This is a genomic window from Frankia sp. CoBUL1 (genome assembly GCF_978021245.1).
Genome location: NZ_CDXDOS010000002.1, coordinates 22,685 through 39,282, shown reverse-complemented (window position 1 = coordinate 39,282; position 16,598 = coordinate 22,685). Strand labels below are relative to the sequence as shown.

At 68.9% G+C, this 16,598-nt stretch carries 14 protein-coding genes and 2 tRNA genes; 5 read left to right on the top strand and 11 right to left on the bottom strand.

The window, feature by feature from the left end:
* Nucleotides 1-28: 28 nt before the first annotated feature.
* Nucleotides 29-2,167, top strand: coding sequence for a protein kinase domain-containing protein (locus tag AC08OX_RS00690; RefSeq protein WP_476606006.1), 2,139 nt, complete (start codon nt 29-31; stop codon nt 2,165-2,167).
* A 92-nt stretch (nt 2,168-2,259) separates the two neighbouring features.
* Here AC08OX_RS00690 and AC08OX_RS00685 read toward each other — a convergent pair whose 3' ends face one another.
* Nucleotides 2,260-3,834, bottom strand: coding sequence for a sensor histidine kinase (locus AC08OX_RS00685; protein ID WP_476606005.1), 1,575 nt, complete (start codon nt 3,832-3,834; stop codon nt 2,260-2,262).
* Between the two features lie 201 nt (nt 3,835-4,035).
* Between AC08OX_RS00685 and AC08OX_RS00680 the strand changes: the two genes are divergently transcribed.
* The gene (locus tag AC08OX_RS00680) at nt 4,036-4,311 is read left to right on the top strand and encodes a hypothetical protein (RefSeq protein WP_476606004.1); all 276 of its coding nucleotides are present in this window, start codon (nt 4,036-4,038) and stop codon (nt 4,309-4,311) included.
* Nucleotides 4,312-4,432: 121 nt separating this feature from the next.
* On the opposite strand, the gene AC08OX_RS00675 is transcribed toward AC08OX_RS00680, so the two are convergent.
* From AC08OX_RS00675 to AC08OX_RS00665, 3 genes are all read right to left on the bottom strand, one after another.
* Nucleotides 4,433-4,505, bottom strand: a tRNA-Glu gene (locus tag AC08OX_RS00675).
* Between the two features lie 89 nt (nt 4,506-4,594).
* Nucleotides 4,595-4,666 (bottom strand) — tRNA-Gln (locus tag AC08OX_RS00670).
* Between the two features lie 168 nt (nt 4,667-4,834).
* On the bottom strand, nt 4,835-5,614 hold the full coding sequence (locus tag AC08OX_RS00665) for a fumarylacetoacetate hydrolase family protein (RefSeq protein ID WP_476606003.1): 780 nt from the start codon (nt 5,612-5,614) through the stop codon (nt 4,835-4,837).
* A gap of 314 nt (nt 5,615-5,928) precedes the next feature.
* Here AC08OX_RS00665 and AC08OX_RS00660 point away from each other — a divergent pair, with 314 nt between their 5' ends.
* A complete protein-coding gene (locus tag AC08OX_RS00660; protein ID WP_011438003.1) occupies nt 5,929-6,192 on the top strand; it encodes a hypothetical protein in 264 nt (87 codons plus the stop codon).
* A 103-nt stretch (nt 6,193-6,295) separates the two neighbouring features.
* On the opposite strand, the gene cimA is transcribed toward AC08OX_RS00660, so the two are convergent.
* The 5 genes from cimA to AC08OX_RS00635 all read right to left on the bottom strand — a co-directional run bounded on the left by cimA (nt 6,296) and on the right by AC08OX_RS00635 (nt 11,674).
* Entirely contained in the window at nt 6,296-7,900 is a 1,605-nt protein-coding gene (cimA, locus tag AC08OX_RS00655; RefSeq protein WP_476606002.1) for a citramalate synthase, read from the bottom strand.
* A gap of 235 nt (nt 7,901-8,135) precedes the next feature.
* Nucleotides 8,136-8,813 (bottom strand): Crp/Fnr family transcriptional regulator, encoded by a 678-nt coding sequence (locus AC08OX_RS00650; RefSeq protein ID WP_035731281.1) that lies wholly within the window; start codon nt 8,811-8,813, stop codon nt 8,136-8,138.
* Between the two features lie 110 nt (nt 8,814-8,923).
* Complete coding sequence (locus AC08OX_RS00645) at nt 8,924-9,310, bottom strand: CBS domain-containing protein (RefSeq protein ID WP_476606001.1); 387 nt, start codon at nt 9,308-9,310, stop codon at nt 8,924-8,926.
* 191 nt (nt 9,311-9,501) lie between these two features.
* Nucleotides 9,502-10,428, bottom strand: coding sequence for a branched-chain-amino-acid transaminase (gene ilvE, locus AC08OX_RS00640; RefSeq protein WP_476606000.1), 927 nt, complete (start codon nt 10,426-10,428; stop codon nt 9,502-9,504).
* Between the two features lie 217 nt (nt 10,429-10,645).
* Nucleotides 10,646-11,674, bottom strand: coding sequence for a 3-isopropylmalate dehydrogenase (locus tag AC08OX_RS00635; RefSeq protein WP_476605999.1), 1,029 nt, complete (start codon nt 11,672-11,674; stop codon nt 10,646-10,648).
* 611 nt (nt 11,675-12,285) lie between these two features.
* Here AC08OX_RS00635 and AC08OX_RS00630 point away from each other — a divergent pair.
* Both AC08OX_RS00630 and AC08OX_RS00625 read left to right on the top strand, forming a co-directional pair.
* Nucleotides 12,286-13,647 carry an EAL domain-containing protein gene (locus tag AC08OX_RS00630; RefSeq protein WP_476606028.1) on the top strand — a complete coding sequence of 454 codons (1,362 nt, stop codon included), beginning with the start codon at nt 12,286-12,288 and terminating at the stop codon, nt 13,645-13,647.
* A 98-nt stretch (nt 13,648-13,745) separates the two neighbouring features.
* Nucleotides 13,746-13,940: a DUF1059 domain-containing protein gene (locus AC08OX_RS00625; protein ID WP_476605998.1), complete on the top strand. Its 195-nt coding sequence runs from the start codon at nt 13,746-13,748 to the stop codon at nt 13,938-13,940.
* Here the strand turns inward: AC08OX_RS00625 and leuA are convergent.
* Entirely contained in the window at nt 13,937-15,670 is a 1,734-nt protein-coding gene (gene leuA / locus AC08OX_RS00620; protein WP_476605997.1) for a 2-isopropylmalate synthase, read from the bottom strand. The two genes, AC08OX_RS00625 and leuA, sit on opposite strands and share 4 nt — an antisense overlap.
* A 249-nt stretch (nt 15,671-15,919) precedes the next feature.
* Entirely contained in the window at nt 15,920-16,537 is a 618-nt protein-coding gene (locus AC08OX_RS00615; RefSeq protein WP_476606027.1) for a septum formation family protein, read from the bottom strand.
* Nucleotides 16,538-16,598 lie beyond the last annotated feature (61 nt).

The window sequence follows — 16,598 nt, the reverse complement described above, 5'->3', positions numbered from 1 at the left end:
GCGGCGCCAAAGAAGGGGACAACGCGCGGTGCGCAAACTGGGTTCGCGGTACGTGCTGCACGAGATACTCGGGCAGGGTACGACCGGCCAGGTCTGGCGGGGCGCCGCCGTCTCGGACGGTGCTCCCGTGGCCATCAAGGTGCTGCGCCCCGAGCTCGCCGACGATCCCGAGATCGTGGAGCGCTTCCTGCGTGAATGGGACCTTCTGATCGACCTCGACAGCCCGGATCTCGTCGCCGTACGCGATCTGGTGAACGAACCCGACGTGCTCGCCATAGTCATGGATCTGGTTGACGGTCCCGACCTGCGGACCCATCTGCGCGAGTTCGGGCCTCGACCGGTGGAGGAGGCGGTCCGGCTCGTCGTCGGCACCCTGTGGGCGCTCGACAGCGTGCACGCCGCCGGCGTCGTCCACCGGGACGTCAAACCCGAGAACATACTCATCGACACTTCCGATCCGGCTCATCCGATCGTGCGCCTGACCGACTTCGGGATCGCCCAGATGATCAATGGCTCGTCCCGGACCAGCGTCACTGGACCGATCGGGACCCCGCTCTACATGGCCCCCGAGCTGAGCACGGGCGCGCCACCGACCCCGGCAGCGGACGTGTACTCGGCGGGAGTCGTGCTGTACGAGCTTCTCGCGGGTTCGCCGCCGTTCGACTCCCCCAACCCGGCCGAGCTCCTGCAGGCGCACCGCGAAAAACAGCCCCAGCCCATCCAGGGTGTGCCTGCGCCGGTGTGGGGTGTGCTGGCCGGAATGCTCGCCAAGTCCCCGAGGGGGCGGCCCGTGAGCGCCGCCGACGCGGCCGAAGACCTGGTCGAGGCGCTCGAGGCCAGCCGTTGGGGGGGCGGCTACGCGTCCAGGCCAGGCAGCCATGCCGACCATGACAACCGAATCCAGCTTTCCGCACTCGCCGGCGCGTCCGCGGCCCGGAGCGCGGATCATTCCCCCACCACGGGAACGCAGCGCGTGGTGCGCTCCGCCGCCGTGGCCGCGGCGGGGGGCGCGGGATGCGTGGTCGGGGCGGGCGGCGCAGCCGCCTGGTCCGACCTGGAGCACACGCAGATCGCGGGAAGTCCGCTGACCACCGCCACGCAGGCCGGTGGCACGCAGGCCGGTGGACGGGAGGGCGGTGTCGAGCGCACCCGGATGGCCCCGGCCACCGGCGGCCGGGGAGGGTGGGACGGTGACGCCCCGACCGGCATGCAGCCGGCGCTGCGGGTCCCGGCCCGCTCCGACGCCCCGGCCGCGGACACGAACACAGTCATGTCGGCGATCCCGGCGAACCACCAACCCGGCCCCCCGATCGGTGGGGCCGGGCCCGCCTCGCGGGCGGCTGCCGACCGGCGGCGGCGTAGCCGGATTGCGGCGGGTGCGGGCCTTGTCGTCGCCCTCGTCGCCGGTGCCGGCGGCTGGGCGCTCGCCTCCAGCGGGGGCACCGGCGCGGAACTGAGCGCGGACGGTCCCGGCGGGGTGTCCGCCGCGGCGGCCTCGGGCGGTTCCGGCTTCGGAACCAGCGGAGCCGCTCCGGGCATGGCCGTTGGGGTCAACCCGACGAGCCTCTCCGGGGGCGGGACGACCCCGCGGCCCAGTGCGAAGGGATCTCCCTCCCCCGGCGCCGGCACGGCGCCTGCGGCCAGCCCCACGGGGGCCACGCCGACGAACAGCCCGACGGCACGGAGCAGCCCGTCCCCGTCACCCACCGACGACGGCACGGCGACCGTTCCCAACACCGAGGGCAGCTCGTTCACCACGGCGGAGAACACCCTGAAATCGGCGGGCTTCACGAACCTCAGTAAGGCCTTCGGGTGCTACGGCGCCGGTGCGGTCGACACCGTCGCGCACCAGTCCCCGAAGTCCGGAAAGATTGCCAAAACAGCCACGATTAACCTGCAGGTCGAGGATTGCGCGCAGGTACCCGGCGTCATCGGAATGACCGAGTCGGACGCCAAGTGGCAGCTCACCCTCGCCGGTTTCACCTCCACCGCGGTCAACGGGTCATGCACCAACAGCGAGACCAGCAAGGTGTCGGCGTACTCCCCCACCGGACAGCGTCCACGCCATTCCACGACGGTGACGTTGACCCTGGCCTGCACCAAGCCCCCAGCGTCCGCCCCGGCCCCGACCCCCACATCGACATCGACATCGACGGCCAAGACCTGAACGCCTGACCATTGGGCCGCCGTCTGGGCAGGTCCCGGCGCCTTCCCGGCACGGGGATCAGCCCGGCACGGGGAACGGTCTTCCCGCCCCGCTCAGCCGAAACGGTCCATGGGCAACGAGCGGATGTCGTCCCGGGAACCAGCGAGTGGCCCGCCGGTAAGCCGTGGCTTACCCGGCTCCTCGTCAACCCGGATACTGCGCGGCAGGGGCATCGGAACCGGCAGTTCCGCCTCAGGCTCCGGCGCGAGCGCCGCCAGGCTGGTCGCCGCCCACAGGTCCACCTCGACGATGATCTCGCCATTCTCCGAGGACATCCGCAGCCGTCCCCCGTGTACCTCGACGAGGCGTCGCACGACATAGAGCCCCATGCCGGCCCCGTCCGTGGGGCGGGTCGCCGTGCTGTCCCGCTGGGTGAACGGTTCGAAGAGCTGGCGGATGGTGTCGGGGTCGAGATCGGGCCCGGGGTTGCGGACGCGCAGGACGACCTCGTCGCCCACCCGGCCGGCGATGAGCCGTACCGGCGCTCCCGGCCAGGAGTGCACCAGGGCGTTGTCGACGAGGTTCGCGACCACCTGGATGAGGGCCTGCCGGGCCATCCGCACCGGCAGCTGTGGCGGAAGATCCACCGTCACGCTGCTCGGCGACCCGGCGTACGAGAGCGTGGCGAGCACGTGCCGGACGACCTCCGGCAGATCGGCGATGGTGGTCTCGTCCGTGCCGGTGGCCGTGGCGGCCGTGAGCATGTTCTCCAGCAGACGGGAGAGGCGATCGGAGTAGTTCACCGCCGCATCGAGCAGATCGTCGAGCTGGGCGTCCGAGAGCCGGTGGCGACGGCGCTTGATGGTCAGCAGGTTTCCGCGGATACCGGTCAGTGGCGTGCGGAACTCGTGCGACACCGTCGCAACCAGGTCGCTGCGGATCCTGTCGGTCTCCTCCAACCGGGCCATCAGGCTCTGCTGACCCTCGTAGAGCTGCTGCCGGTAGTGCTCCACCCGGCGGCGGGACTGCTCGTTGTAATGCCAGAAGACCATCTGTGCGCAGGCAAGGGCGAAGATGAAGCCGGCATGCAGGCCGGCCACCAGCCAGGCGTTGTCCAGCAACTCCCCGTCGGCCGAGATGATGTTGCCGATCGCCAGATTGGCGACGAACACGAAGGCGATCGCCAGCAGGTAGACGGTCCACGCCTCGTAGAGCGCGATCAATGCGACGACCACGAAGAAGTGGAAGTACATCGGGGTGAGGCCGCCCGAGAGATGGACGAGGACGACCGAACAGCACAGCAGCCCGAGGCTGGCGGCCAGGGCACGGACCCGACGGCGGCCGGGCACCACCGCAGAGGCGAACAGCAGCGCCGGCAGACTGGCCGCCAGAAAGCCGTGCACGAGGCTCAGGTCGCGCCAGATCGCGTAACAGACGATGACCGGCGGGTGCATCGCCAGCACCAGGCACATCAACGTGTGACGGGCCGTCCAGTCCTCGATGGGCAGACCGCGGCCCTGGGGAAGCAGCGAGGTGACGCGCCGGGCAACTCCCGGCAGGACGTCCACCTGCTCCGGTGCCGATCCCGGCGGACGCAGCCGACCAGCATGGCGGGCGGCGCGCCCCACATGCGCACTACCATGCCGACGCCGTGCGCGTTCGGGTGTCGATGGACTGACGGTGGACATCCGCGCAAGTTTGTACCGATCCGGTGCTGGAGCACCATGGTTGTCAAGGGTGGTGTCGCATGGCGACAGTGCCCAGGTTTGACTAGGCCATCTGCACCACCTGGTACCGGGCTCAACGGAGCATGGCGCGGACCTCGCTCTCCCCGCCAGGCTGTGGTCCGCGGGGTGGCCCCGAGACGGCCCCCCATGGAGGAGGACACCGTGCCCTCAGTGGCCCTGACAGCCTCGACCGCTTCCGCGATCGCCCCGTCGACCGCGGGTCGGATCGGCCCGCCGCAGCCGGGTGCCGCCGACGATCCCGCGCTGACCGCCGTCATGGCCCGAGCCGCGCGCCCCCAGCTGCGCCTGGTGGCCTCGACCCCGGACACCGAGATCGAAGTGGTCCACGGCCGCGGAGGCCCGGCGTCCTGCGGCTGCCGCGCGTGCACGATGGCCCGCCACCCCGCGGCCATGCTGCGGTTCGAGGTTGTGCGGTAGGCCCGGATCGCGCCCGACATAACGATGGCCCCCCGGGAGAGAAACCCGGGGGCCATCGATGGTCTTGGTGCGAGGGCGTATCTCTCACCCTCTGCGAAGAATCAAAGACGAAATCACTGTGTAGCCCCGACCGGATTCGAACCGGCGCTACCGCCTTGAGAGGGCGGCGTCCTGGGCCGCTAGACGACGGGGCCAAGACTCTGGTTCTTACTTACGCGCTTACGCGCGCGTCACACTATACAGTATAGCGGCCAGTTTCAACCAAGCGGTAGATCTGGTGCAGCTGGGGTACCAGGACTCGAACCTAGACTAACGGAGCCAGAATCCGTTGGGCTGCCAATTACCCCATACCCCATGGGCCCTGTCCGGGCGCTGCCTACTGTACCGCATGCAGAGGGCACATCAGCGCGCCGGGGTGCCGATGTACGCCGGTCATCCCCGTCACGTCCCGTGGCTGGGGCATCGGGAACGACCGGCAGCCACCCGATCCACGGCCACCCGGCGGAGGATCGCACCGCGGGCGCTAGCGAGCCGTCACCGGGTTGGTGAGGGTCCCGATGCCCTCGACTGTCACCGCCACCGTCTGCCCCGGTGACATCGGCCCCACGCCCGCGGGCGTTCCGGTCAGCAGCACGTCGCCGGGTAGCAGCGTCATGGCCGACGACAGGTAGGCGATCAACGAGGGGACGTCGCGCAGCAGCAGGCCGGTTCGGGAGCTCTGGCGCAGTTCGCCGTCCAGGGTGGTGCGGATGGGCAGATCCGCCGGGTCGAGATCCGTCTCGATCCAGGGACCGAGGGGGCAGAAGGCGTCATGGCCCTTGGCCCGGGTCCACTGGCCGTCCGCCTTCTGCTGATCGCGAGCGGTCACGTCATTGGCGCAGGTGTAGCCGAGCACCACCTCGAAGGCCCGTTCCACCGGGACGTCACGGCACAGCCGGCCGATGACGATCGCCAACTCGCCCTCGAAGTCGACCCGCTCGCTGTCCGACGGAAGGATGATCGGATCGCCCGGCCCGGCGACACTGGTGGAGGGCTTGAGGAAGAGAATCGGACGCTGCGGCGGGGTGTCACCGCCCATCTCCTGGACATGGTCGGCATAGTTCCTGCCCACGCATAGCACCTTGCTCGGCAGTACGGGAGCGAGCAGCCGCACGTCGCCGAGCCCCCGGCGGACGCCGGTGAAGGAGAACGGACCGAACGGATGCGGGGTGATGCCGCAGATCACGGCCGTACCCGCCTCGATCGACCCCTCCACAATCCCGAACCCAGGCTCCGAACCATCGGTAAACCTCGCGATACGCATCCCCAAACCGTACCGAGCCCGCGGAAGGCGCTGACACGACCGGCCGGTGGGCGGCCCCGCCACGCCGCGGGTATGACTTGTATGACCGACATGACCACGGCCGGGGCCTGATCAGGTTCGCCAGAACGGTGACGAGTGACCGAGAATCAGGCCAGAATCCGCGCCTGGTCCACCGCCTGGTCCACCAGCGGATGGCGGCCACCCGGTCCCGCTGTCCTGTACTGACCAGAGCCGACGCGGACGGCCGACATCACCGCGGAGCTACCCGGCAAGCTACCCGGCAGAGGACCGGCAGAAGAGAGGAAAGGAAGACGGTGAGCGAGACCGACACCACCCCCGTCTACGACGTCGGCGCACCCGAGCCGAAGCCGATCGACGAGGAGCTGAGCGTCAAACTGGGCCACCTGGCCGAAGACGCGATCCTGCGGGGTAAACCCAACGGCGACGAGCGGTGCGACAACTGCCTGTACTACCTGGACACCGACAAGGACATCGCCTACTGCTGGCACCCGAAGCTGCGCGTTCTGGTCGGCGGCGACTGGTGGTGCCAGTGGTGGGAGGAGATCCCGCAGGACTGACCGCACGTAGCCGGCGGACCGGCCCGCGGCGGCGGGCTGCTCCGCGGGCGATACGCCGGGCCACACCCCCCGAGCGCGGCCCGCCCGGGGGTGTGGCCCGGCGTCAGGGCGCGACCGGGTCCGGGCTCTCCCCCTGCCGCCGCAGTCCGTAGTCGACGGCGTCCTCCAGAGCCGCCCAGGAGGCGGCGATGATGTTCTCGTCCACGCCGATCGTGTCCCAGCGCTCGCGGCCGTCGCTGGTTCCCAGCAGGACCCGGGTCACCGCGCCGGTCCCCTGCTTGCCGTCGAGGATCCGAACCTTGTAGTCCACCAGGTCCAGATCGGCCAACCCCGGATACGCCTTCTCCAGCGCGTTGCGCAGTGCCGTGTCGAGAGCGTTGACCGGTCCGTTCCCCTCCGCCGTCGCGACGTGGCGTTCGCCGTGCGAGGTGAGCTTCACCGTCGCTTCGCTGGCCACCTCGCCGCCCGGACGCTGCTCGACGATGACGCGCCAGGATTCGAGGGTGTAGAACTGCTGCCGGCCGGTTACCTCGTCGCGCAGCAGGAGTTCGAAGGAGGCCTCCGCGGCCTCGTAGACGTATCCGGCAGCCTCCCGCTCCTTGACCAGGTCCACCACCCGTCCGAGCGCCTCACGCTGGTTCGACAGGTCGAGGCCGAGCTCACGGCCCTTCAGTTCGATGGTCGCCCGACCGGCGAGTTCCGAGACCAGCATCCTCATGTCACTGCCCACGACCGCCGGGTCGATGTGCTGGTACAGGTCCGGATCGACCTTGACGGCACTGGCGTGCAGGCCGGCCTTGTGCGCGAAGGCGCTGGCCCCGACGTAAGGCCGGTGCGGGTCGGGCACGGAGTTGGTGACCTCGTCGATCGCGTGAGAGACCCGGACGAGCTCACGCAGCCGCCCGGGCGGCAGCACGGCCCGGTCCAACTTGGTCTCCAGGCCCGCGATGACGCTCAGCAGGTTGGCGTTCCCGCACCGCTCGCCGTAGCCGTTTGCGGTGCCCTGCACGTGGGTGACGCCGGCCTCCACCGCCACCAGGGTGTTCGCGACCGCGCAGTCGGCGTCGTCGTGGCAGTGGATACCGAGCCGGGCGCCGGTTGCGGCGAGAACATCGGCAACGACCGCGCCGATCCGCGTCGGGAGCATGCCGCCGTTCGTGTCGCACAGCACGACGACCTCGGCACCGGCCTCGGCCGCAACGGAGACGACCTCAAGAGCGTAGTCGGGATGCACCCGATGGCCGTCGAAGAAGTGCTCGGCATCGACGAACACCCGCTTTCCCTCCGCGCGCAGATGCGCGACGGTGTCCCGGATCATCGCGAGGTTCTCGGCCGGGGTGGTGCGCAGGGCACGTTCGACATGGCGCAGATCCGACTTGGCGACCAGGCAGACCACCGAGGTCCCCGCGTCCCGAAGCGCCGCCACCTGGGGATCGTCCGCGGCGGCGCGGCCCGCCCGCCGGGTGGCCCCGAAGGCGGTCAGCACGGCGGTCGTCAGGTTCAGTTCGCCGCGCGCCCGGGTGAAGAACTCCGCGTCCTTCGGGTTCGATCCCGGCCAGCCGCCCTCGATGAAACCGACGCCGAGATCGTCCAGGTGACGGGCCACCGCGAGTTTGTCGCCGACCGAGAGCGACAGCCCCTCCTGCTGGGTACCGTCCCGCAATGTCGTGTCATAAACGTGCAGGGAATCGGGATCGTATGGCCGCAAGGGGCGCCCCTCCGCAAGGATCTTGGTTCGTTCCGCCCCGGCCAAGCCGAGCGGTCCGGACAACCTCCGGCACGCCGAACCGAGCAGAGTTCGGGAACCTGGGGCCGCCACGCGCCCGGTCCCAGGGGTCAGCGACCGAAGCGCGCGACGGAGACGGGTTCGCCGCCGGGTGACAAGCCTACGATGTAACAGGCCCGACATGTGACGGATGTGGCGTGCGCCATAGCGGAGGATCTCAGTCCCCCGCGAACCGACGTAGCCGGTCGACCTGCAGGATCGTGATGGTCTGACCTTCCGAGAGAATCCAGGTCCTCCGCTCGAACTCGCGCAACGCCTGGTTCACCGACTGGCGGGAACCGCCGAGCAGCGAGGCGATCTCGGTCTGTGTGAGGCCGAGTTCGATCACTGGACGCCCTGCCTCCCGCATCCGCAGCAGGAGCAACTTGGCCACGCGTCGCGGCAGATCGAGGAAGACGAGGTCGGCATTCGCTCCGGTGAGGCGTCGCACGTGCGCCACCAGTGCTCGGATGAGCTGCTCGGCGACGGCCGGTCGTTCCCGCACGAGTTCCCACACCGCGGTGCGGTCGAGAACCAGCGCGGTACTCGGTTCGAGCGCCTCGACGCCGGCGGACCGGGTCCCCCCTTCGACGATGTTGAGTTCTCCCAGGGTTTCCCGTGGCCCGACAATGTTCAAAACGTGATCACGGCCGTCATCGGCCTTCGTGAGCACCTTCAACCGTCCGGAGGCGACCACCAGAAGGGTGTCGGCGGGTTCGCCTTCCGTGAAGACAACCTGTCCACGCCGGAAACGTCGCGTGACGGCTCGCGTGGCGAGCCGCAACAGGTCCTCCTCCTGCAGTTCCTTCAGCAGCGTGGTCGCTCGGAGCAGGGCGACCGCCTCGTTGTCGTGCATGCGGTGACCGTAGCGCCGTCCGCCTGCCTCATGTTCCCCAACTACCCCGGACGACGGGATCGGATTCGGCGGCAGACCGCAAGCATTCCCGGCGTACGACACAGCCGACATCATACCGTAACATGCTGGCTACTCCAGCAACGTACCACGTCGCGCATGGAGAGGATTCCGGCTACGCCACCACCCGAGGTAACGATGAGGTGCCGAAAACCACCTCGCAGCATCGCGGCAGCCGCCTCGTCCAAGGACCACTCCGGATCCGCGAAGACGACATCGCGGGTGAGATGGTCACCCGCGATCTCGACATCCGGATCCTGAGCCGCAGCGATCGACCGCAGAACGTCCCGTTCGGTCAGGATCCCGTAGCCCTCGCTGTCCGCATCGTGGACGACCGCGGCACCGACCTTGCGCGCCGCCATCAGCCTCGCCGCCTGGCGAAGCGTGTGCCCCGGGCCGATCATGAGAACAAGGGAGCTCATACCCTCCGAAACCCGCACGACGCCCTCCCGACGCTTGTGCATTCGTGAAAACTGCTACTCGCGACGGTAGGCCCTGCCTGCCGTGTTGACCAGAGCGCACGACGCTTCGGCATGGGCATTATGTGAGCCCGGCCACGCGGGGCCGGGCTCACGGCCCTGGCCGGGACGCGGGGGAACGTGGAACGCCCGCGACGACGCCGGCCACGGCGTTATTGCTGGACGAACTCGTTCCACTCCTGGTATCGGTCCAGTTCCCCTCGGGTCGCGCGGTGGAAGATCTCCAGCAGCTCCCGGGTGACGGGGCCCGGCTTCCCGCTCCCGACCTGCCGGTCGTCCACCTCGACGATCGGCACGATCTCGGCCGCCGTGCCGGTGAAGAACGCCTCGTCAGCCAGATAGAGGTCGGTGCGCACGATGTGCTGCTCGATCACCTCGTACCCCTGGTCGGCGGCGATCCTCATGATCGAGGCGCGGGTGATGCCACCGAGCGGACCGTCCGTGAGGAGCGGAGTGATGACCTTGCGTCCGGAGACGATGAAGACGTTTTCCCCGGTGCCGTCGGCTATGTGGCCGTTGGGGCTGGTCAGAATTGCCTCGTCGTAACCGGCCTTGACCGCCGCGACCTTCGCCAGGGACGAGTTGAGGTACTGCCCGGACGCCTTGGCCGCCGGCGGCGTGATGTTCGGGTCGTTCCGCTTCCAGGAGGAGATCATCGCGCGGGCGCCATTCTCCTCCGCCTCCTCGCCAAGGTAGGCACCCCACGGCCACACCGCGATCATGACCTCGACAGGAGAGGGCAACGGATTGAGCCCCATCTCACCGTAACCGAGGTAGATCAGCGGCCGGATGTAGCAGGAGGCGATGTCGTTCACCGCGATGGTCTCCTTCGTCGCCGCGACGACCTGCTCCGGCGTGAAGGACGGCTCCATCACATAAATCTTGGCACTGCGGTAGAGACGGGCGATGTGGTCCGTCAGCCGGAACACGGCGGGCCCCTGGGCCGTCTCGTAGCAGCGGATGCCTTCGAACACACCCCACCCGTAGTGCAGGGTCGGGTTGAGCACGTGGATGCGGGCGTCGTCCCAGTCGACGAACTCTCCACTCATCCAGATCTTCGAGGTTGGGGTGATAGGCACGGCGACTCCAGGCCAAAGTGCGACGAAGCGAACAGGAGATGACGAATCCGCCGATCTTCGCCGTGGTGGGGCCCTGTCGGCTGCCGTCTTACCGGATCTACGGCTCCCGTAGAGAATAACCACGACGCACCTGGACCGGAAGGGCCCCGAGGCGATCAACCATCCGGCCTCCACCGGCGGCGTGGCGGGGTGACGAGAAGACCGGCATGACGAGAACTCAGCCCGCAGCCCGCGCGGCGAGGTCCTCGCCACGTTCCCGTGTCGACGGCTGGGCCGCTCCCGCGGCGGCACGATCCGCCAGGGAGGAGGCGACGGCGGCCTCGACCTTCGCCGCCTCCTCGGCGTGGCCGAGATGATCGAGCAGCATCGCCACCGAGGCGACGGTGGCCGTCGGGTCGGCGAGCTGCCTGCCGGCGATATCCGGGGCGCTGCCGTGCACGGGCTCGAACATGCTCGGGTGGACACCGGAGGGATCGAGGTTGCCACTGGCGGCCAGGCCGATCCCGCCGGTGATGGCCGCGCCGATGTCGGTGATGATGTCACCGAACATGTTGTCCGTCACAACGACGTCGAACCGACCCGGATCGGTCACGAAGAACATCGAGGCCGCGTCCACGTGCTGGTAGTCGACGCGCACGTCGGGGAACTCGGGCGCCACCTCGGCCACGGTGCGCGACCACAGGTCGCCGGCCTTGGTCAGCACGTTGTTCTTGTGCACGAGAGTCAGGTGGCGACGCTCGCGTCGATCGGCCCGCCGGAACGCGTCGCGCACGACGCGCTCGACGCCGTACCGGGTGTTGAGGCTCTCCTCGGTCGCCACCTCATGGGGCGTCCCCTTCCGGAGCACACCCCCCGCGCCCGCGTACGGCCCCTCCGTGCCCTCCCGCACCACGATCATGTCGATGGCCGGATCTCCGGCCAGCGGCGAGCGGACTCCCGGATAGAGCCGCACCGGCCGGAGATTGACGTGATGGTCGAACTCGAACCGCAGCCGCAGCAGCAGGCCACGCTCGAGGACACCGCTGGGCACGCCGGGATCACCGACCGCCCCGAGCAGGATCGCGTCGTGACCGCGCAGTTCCTCCAGCACCGAGTCGGGCAGCGTCTCCCCGGTCTCGTGCCAGCGCCGGGCACCCAGGTCGTATTCGGTCGTGTCGACCTTGGGATGTACCGCGCGCAGCACCCGCAACCCCTCCGCCACCACCTCGGGGCCGATCCCGTCACCGCCAATCACCGCAAGCCTCATAGGCCGACTGTAGCGGCCGACCGCGGCCCCGCAGCGGTCCCACCCGGTCTGGCCCGCCCGACCGGTGCCGATCCGGCACGGGTCCGCACGGGGCCGCTCACGACGGGCCGCCGCCCCGACGGCCGTCATCGTGCTCCCGAACGGCCGCAAACCACCCCCGAATGGATGCTAACAGTAGCCATTTCATTACCTCAGTCCAAGCTCGGCGCTGGAACGGCGCCTCACACCTCCGCATTCGATCACCTTGAGTAATCGTAGTGCACCACCTCGCCAAATAAAGTTCACCCTCGTTGTCGCTGGATTGATTTCCATCGGCCGACTCGGACTACTCGCACGCCTCGCGTCGGCACCCGAAAATCCTGGCGAGCAATGACCGTTTTGGCAACGGATCAACGATGAACGACGCCTCCGGCGCCCAGAAATCGCCGATCTTGCGTCGGGGACACGGGAAGGACGATGAACGGCAATCTGACCGCTACCAGCCGGTCACACAAAAGAGCGCAGGATTCACAACTCCGGACGGTACTCGCGCCCGGCATCGCGGCCGGATGGTAAGAAACTCAGTTACAGGACAGGTGCGACGTGCTTCGATGCGAGGGGGTGCACGGCGCATGATTACTCGGCAGCGGACTCCCGCGGGACCTCCGTCCAGCGACCGCCCCGATGTCGGCGACGCGGCTGTTTCGTCCGGTGGCGCGGCCGAGGGCAGGACGCTGCCCGCGGCCGATGGGGCGGGTCCCCTCGGCCGGTTGAAGAACGGCGACGGCGGTGGGACGCGTGGCGACGACCGGCCCGACCTGCGCCGAATTCTCGCCGACCCCGACGAACCCGTGCTGTTCTTCCAGCCGATCGTGGATCTGCAACGGGGGGTCATCGCGGGGTATGAGGCGCTAGCACGCTTCCACAGCCACCCGGCCCACCCGCCCGACCTCGTCTTCGCCGAGGCGGACCGGCTCGGGCTCGCGGCCCAGTTGGAGGCCCGTGTCCTCGCCGCCGCGCTGGAGGCGCGTGACCGGCTTCCCGACCGCTGCTTCCTCGCGGTCAACGTCCTGCCCCATCTGCTCACCTCACCAGAAGTCACGGCAATCTGGCAGCGTGCGGACCTGCGGCGCCTGGTCCTAGAACTCAACGAGGCAGTCGACCTCGACGCCACCACCGGCCTGACGACCACCGCGGGCGCACTGCGCAACCTCGGTGCGTTCGTGGCGATGGACGACGTCGGCTCGGGCTATGCCGGGTTACGGCAGCTGGCGCGGATCCGCCCCGACTTCGTCAAGCTGGACCGCTCGCTCGTAGTCAACGTGGACGACGACCAGGTCAAGATCGCCCTCACCGAGCTGGTCGGCACCTTCGCCAGCCGGCTCAACGCCTGGGTCATCGCGGAGGGGGTCGAGCGGTTCGACGAGCTCGGAATGCTGGTCGCGCTGGGGGTTCCGCTCGGCCAGGGATTCCTGCTCGGGCGTCCCTCCCGGGCCTGGCAGCAGCTCGACCCAACCGTGGCTAGGCGTATCCGCCAGTTCTCGGAACGCAGCAACCACGCCGCGAGCATCGAGAGCCTGATGGAACAGGTCACGATCAGTATAGGTGACTCCGGTCGGTGCGCCATGTCCGCGGACTGTCCGTCCTGTCCCATGAGCGCCGCCCGGAACCGGGACGGTCTCGCGGCCGGCGATGATCCGGCCGGACCGGACGGTGACCGGACGCCTCGAGCGACCGTCATCGTCTCCAACCGATGCCGACCGGTCGCCCTGCATCTGTCCGGCGGCCCGGGCGGCAGCACGGAACCGCGCCGTGTTCCCACGACGCTCTTCGCGCGGCCCGAGGAGCCGGTGACCGAGGTCGCGCGTCGCGCCATGACGCGGGCCCGGGCCAGCCGATTCGATCCCGTGATAATCGTGACCGAGATGGGGCGCCCACTCGGCCTGGTACGGATGGAGCGTCTGATGCTACGGCTCGCGGAAATGTCCACATGAGGCGAAACCGCTATTGGACCGCGCAGGCGCTCATGTCGCCGAGCCCAGCGGCCAGGAGCCATTCCGCGCCGGCAGAGATCATCGTCCGGCACCCGAGCATGAAGCAATTCTACTGTGGTGCGATCATGCACGACTGCGAGACGCGCATGATCGCCCCCACCGAAGACGATCTTCTCCGTTCCGTCGACACCCACGCGCAAGTTGATCATGGTATGACGGATATCCCGGAGTCGATGCTGGACGAGGTCCGCCAGACTATCCACGACGTAGAACCGGCGGACCACCACGACTAACCAGCGCCACCACCACGACCAGCCCGCGCGGGCACCGAACGGTCCCGGGCAGCCCGGTTCACGGCACTCACCACGGCCCGCAGGGACGCCGTCACGATGTTGGCGTCGATCCCGACTCCCCAGAAGATCCGGTCGTCGACGGCCACCTCGAGGTACGCGGCCGCTCGCGCATCCGCTCCCGAGCCCAGGGCGTGCTCGTTGTAGTCCAGAATCCGCACGGTCAGATCGCGGCTGGCGAGCGCCGTGACGAATGCGTCAATGGGGCCGTTGCCGGTTCCCGTGATCACCGTGTCGGCCCCCTGGAAACGGACCGAGACGGAGACCTCATCCCGATCGCCCGACGCCGCCGTCGTCCGGGAGCCCAGCAGTTCGAGCGGGCCGGACCCCTCCGCGCCGTCCAGGAAGTACTCGCTGCGGAAAATCGTCCAGAGTTCCTCGGCCGTCACCTCGCCGCCCGCGGAGTCGGTGTGGCGCTGTACGACACCGGAGAACTCGATCTGCAGCCGGCGCGGCAGGTCCAGGGAGTGCTCGGACTTCAGCAGGTATGCCACCCCTCCCTTGCCGGACTGACTGTTCACCCGGATCACCGCCTCGTAGGAGCGGCCGACGTCCTTCGGGTCGATCGGCAGGTAGGGCACCTCCCAGCGGGTCTGGCCGGTGCGCTCCATGGCCTCGAAACCCTTCTTGATGGCGTCCTGATGGGAGCCGGAGAAGGCGGTGTAGACGAGGTCGCCGCCGTAGGGATGACGGGGATGGACGGGCAGCTGGTTGCAGTACTCCACCGCGCGCCGGATCCCGTCGATGTCCGAGAAATCGATCATCGGGTCGATCCCCTGCGAGAACAGGTTCATCCCCAGCGTGACCAGGCAGACGTTTCCGGTCCGTTCCCCATTGCCGAACAGGCAGCCCTCGACCCGGTCGGCGCCGGCCAGCACACCCAGTTCCGCCGCGGCGACCGCGCAGCCCCGGTCGTTGTGCGGATGCAGGGACAGCACGACGGCATCCCGGCGGGTCAGGTTCCGCCCGACCCATTCGATCTGGTCGGCGTAGACGTTCGGGGTCGACATCTCGACCGTCGCCGGCAGGTTCAGCACGACCGGACGCTGCGGGGTCGGCGCCCACACGTCCATGACTGCCTCGCACACCTCCACCGCATAGTCGAGTTCGGTGCCGGTGAACGACTCCGGGCTGTACTGCCAGCGCACATCGGTGCCGTCCAGCAGTTTCTCGGCGTACTGGGCACACCACCGGGCGCCCTGCACCGCGATCTCGGTCACCCCCGCCCGATCAAGACCGAACACCACCCGCCGCTGCAACGTGGATGTCGAGTTGTACAGGTGGATCAGCGCCCGGTACGCGCCGACCAGCGACGCGGCCGTGCGCTCGATCAGGTCCTCCCGCGCCTGCGTCAGGACCTGGATGACGACGTCGTCCGGGATGCGATCTGATTCGATCAGCTGCCGGATGAAGTCGAAGTCGGTCTGGCTGGCCGCCGGGAACCCGACCTCGATCTCCTTGTACCCCATCGCCACCAGCAGCTCGAACATCTGCATCTTGCGGGCGGGGGTCATCGGGTCGATCAGTGCCTGGTTACCGTCGCGCAGATCGACACTGCACCATTGCGGGGCGCGAGTGATCGTCCGCTCGGGCCAGGCCCGGTCGGGAAGTGAGACGGGGACGAACGGACGGTACTTCTCGACCGGCATGCCGGACGGCTGCTGCGTGGTCATTCCTGCTCCTGCTTCCTCGAAAGAGTCCCCCGCGACCGTGATCGCACGGTTCGCGACGTGGGTGACTGGATGCCGGAGGATCCGCGGAGAATCAGCAGAGGAGCGTCAGGCCGCACCTGGACGCTGGACCGCCGGATGGCGAGGATCCCGACGCTGACACACGAAAACACCGCGACGGGGAAGCCAGCTCGGGTATCAGGCCCCGCCGCGGCGGCTAAGGAGAAGCAGCGCACGCATCGCGCACCAACATTACCGGATGTTCGGCCGACCGCGAGGAAACTCCGGTGCCGCGACGGCGCCGGGGACACGGAACTGACCGCTGCGGGGCCGCAGGTCGTCGGTGCGCACGGTGCACACGGCCGCGTGCGCACCGAGCTGCCAGCTGGGTTCGGACGGGTAGATCGTGCCAACGGTGCGGTGCGGAGTGCTGTCGACGGTTCCGGGAAACTCGCGCAGTGCTCCGGCACAGCGTTCGTCCGTCACCTCGGCGACCACCGACGCGCCAGGCCAGCGATGGAAGAGCACCGCCAGGTCGACCATCCGGGTGACCTCGTCGATGTGGGGCTCCCGGCAGCTCACCCGGACGGGCACCACCGGATCGACCGAGGCGGGCGAGCCCGCCGGATACGGGGTCCAGTTCAGGCAGTCACCCGGCCGCAGGGCCGCGAGCAGGTCCGGCCTGATCCCAAAGCCGGCGGGGGGACCGGTCAGCGTGCCGGTGGCAGCCGGTACGGCGGTCTGCTTGGTGGCCGCGGAGGACCCCGACGACGTGGTCGGCACCAGCCGTGCGACGGTCGGGCTGGTCCGGTTCGCCGTCTGCCGCAGGGCGACGACGGTGATGGTGATCATCCCGACGATGATGGCCATGAACGTGACCATTCGCGCGATCTGGCGGGGACGGCCCGGTGGTCTGGGCGGCGCCACCAGC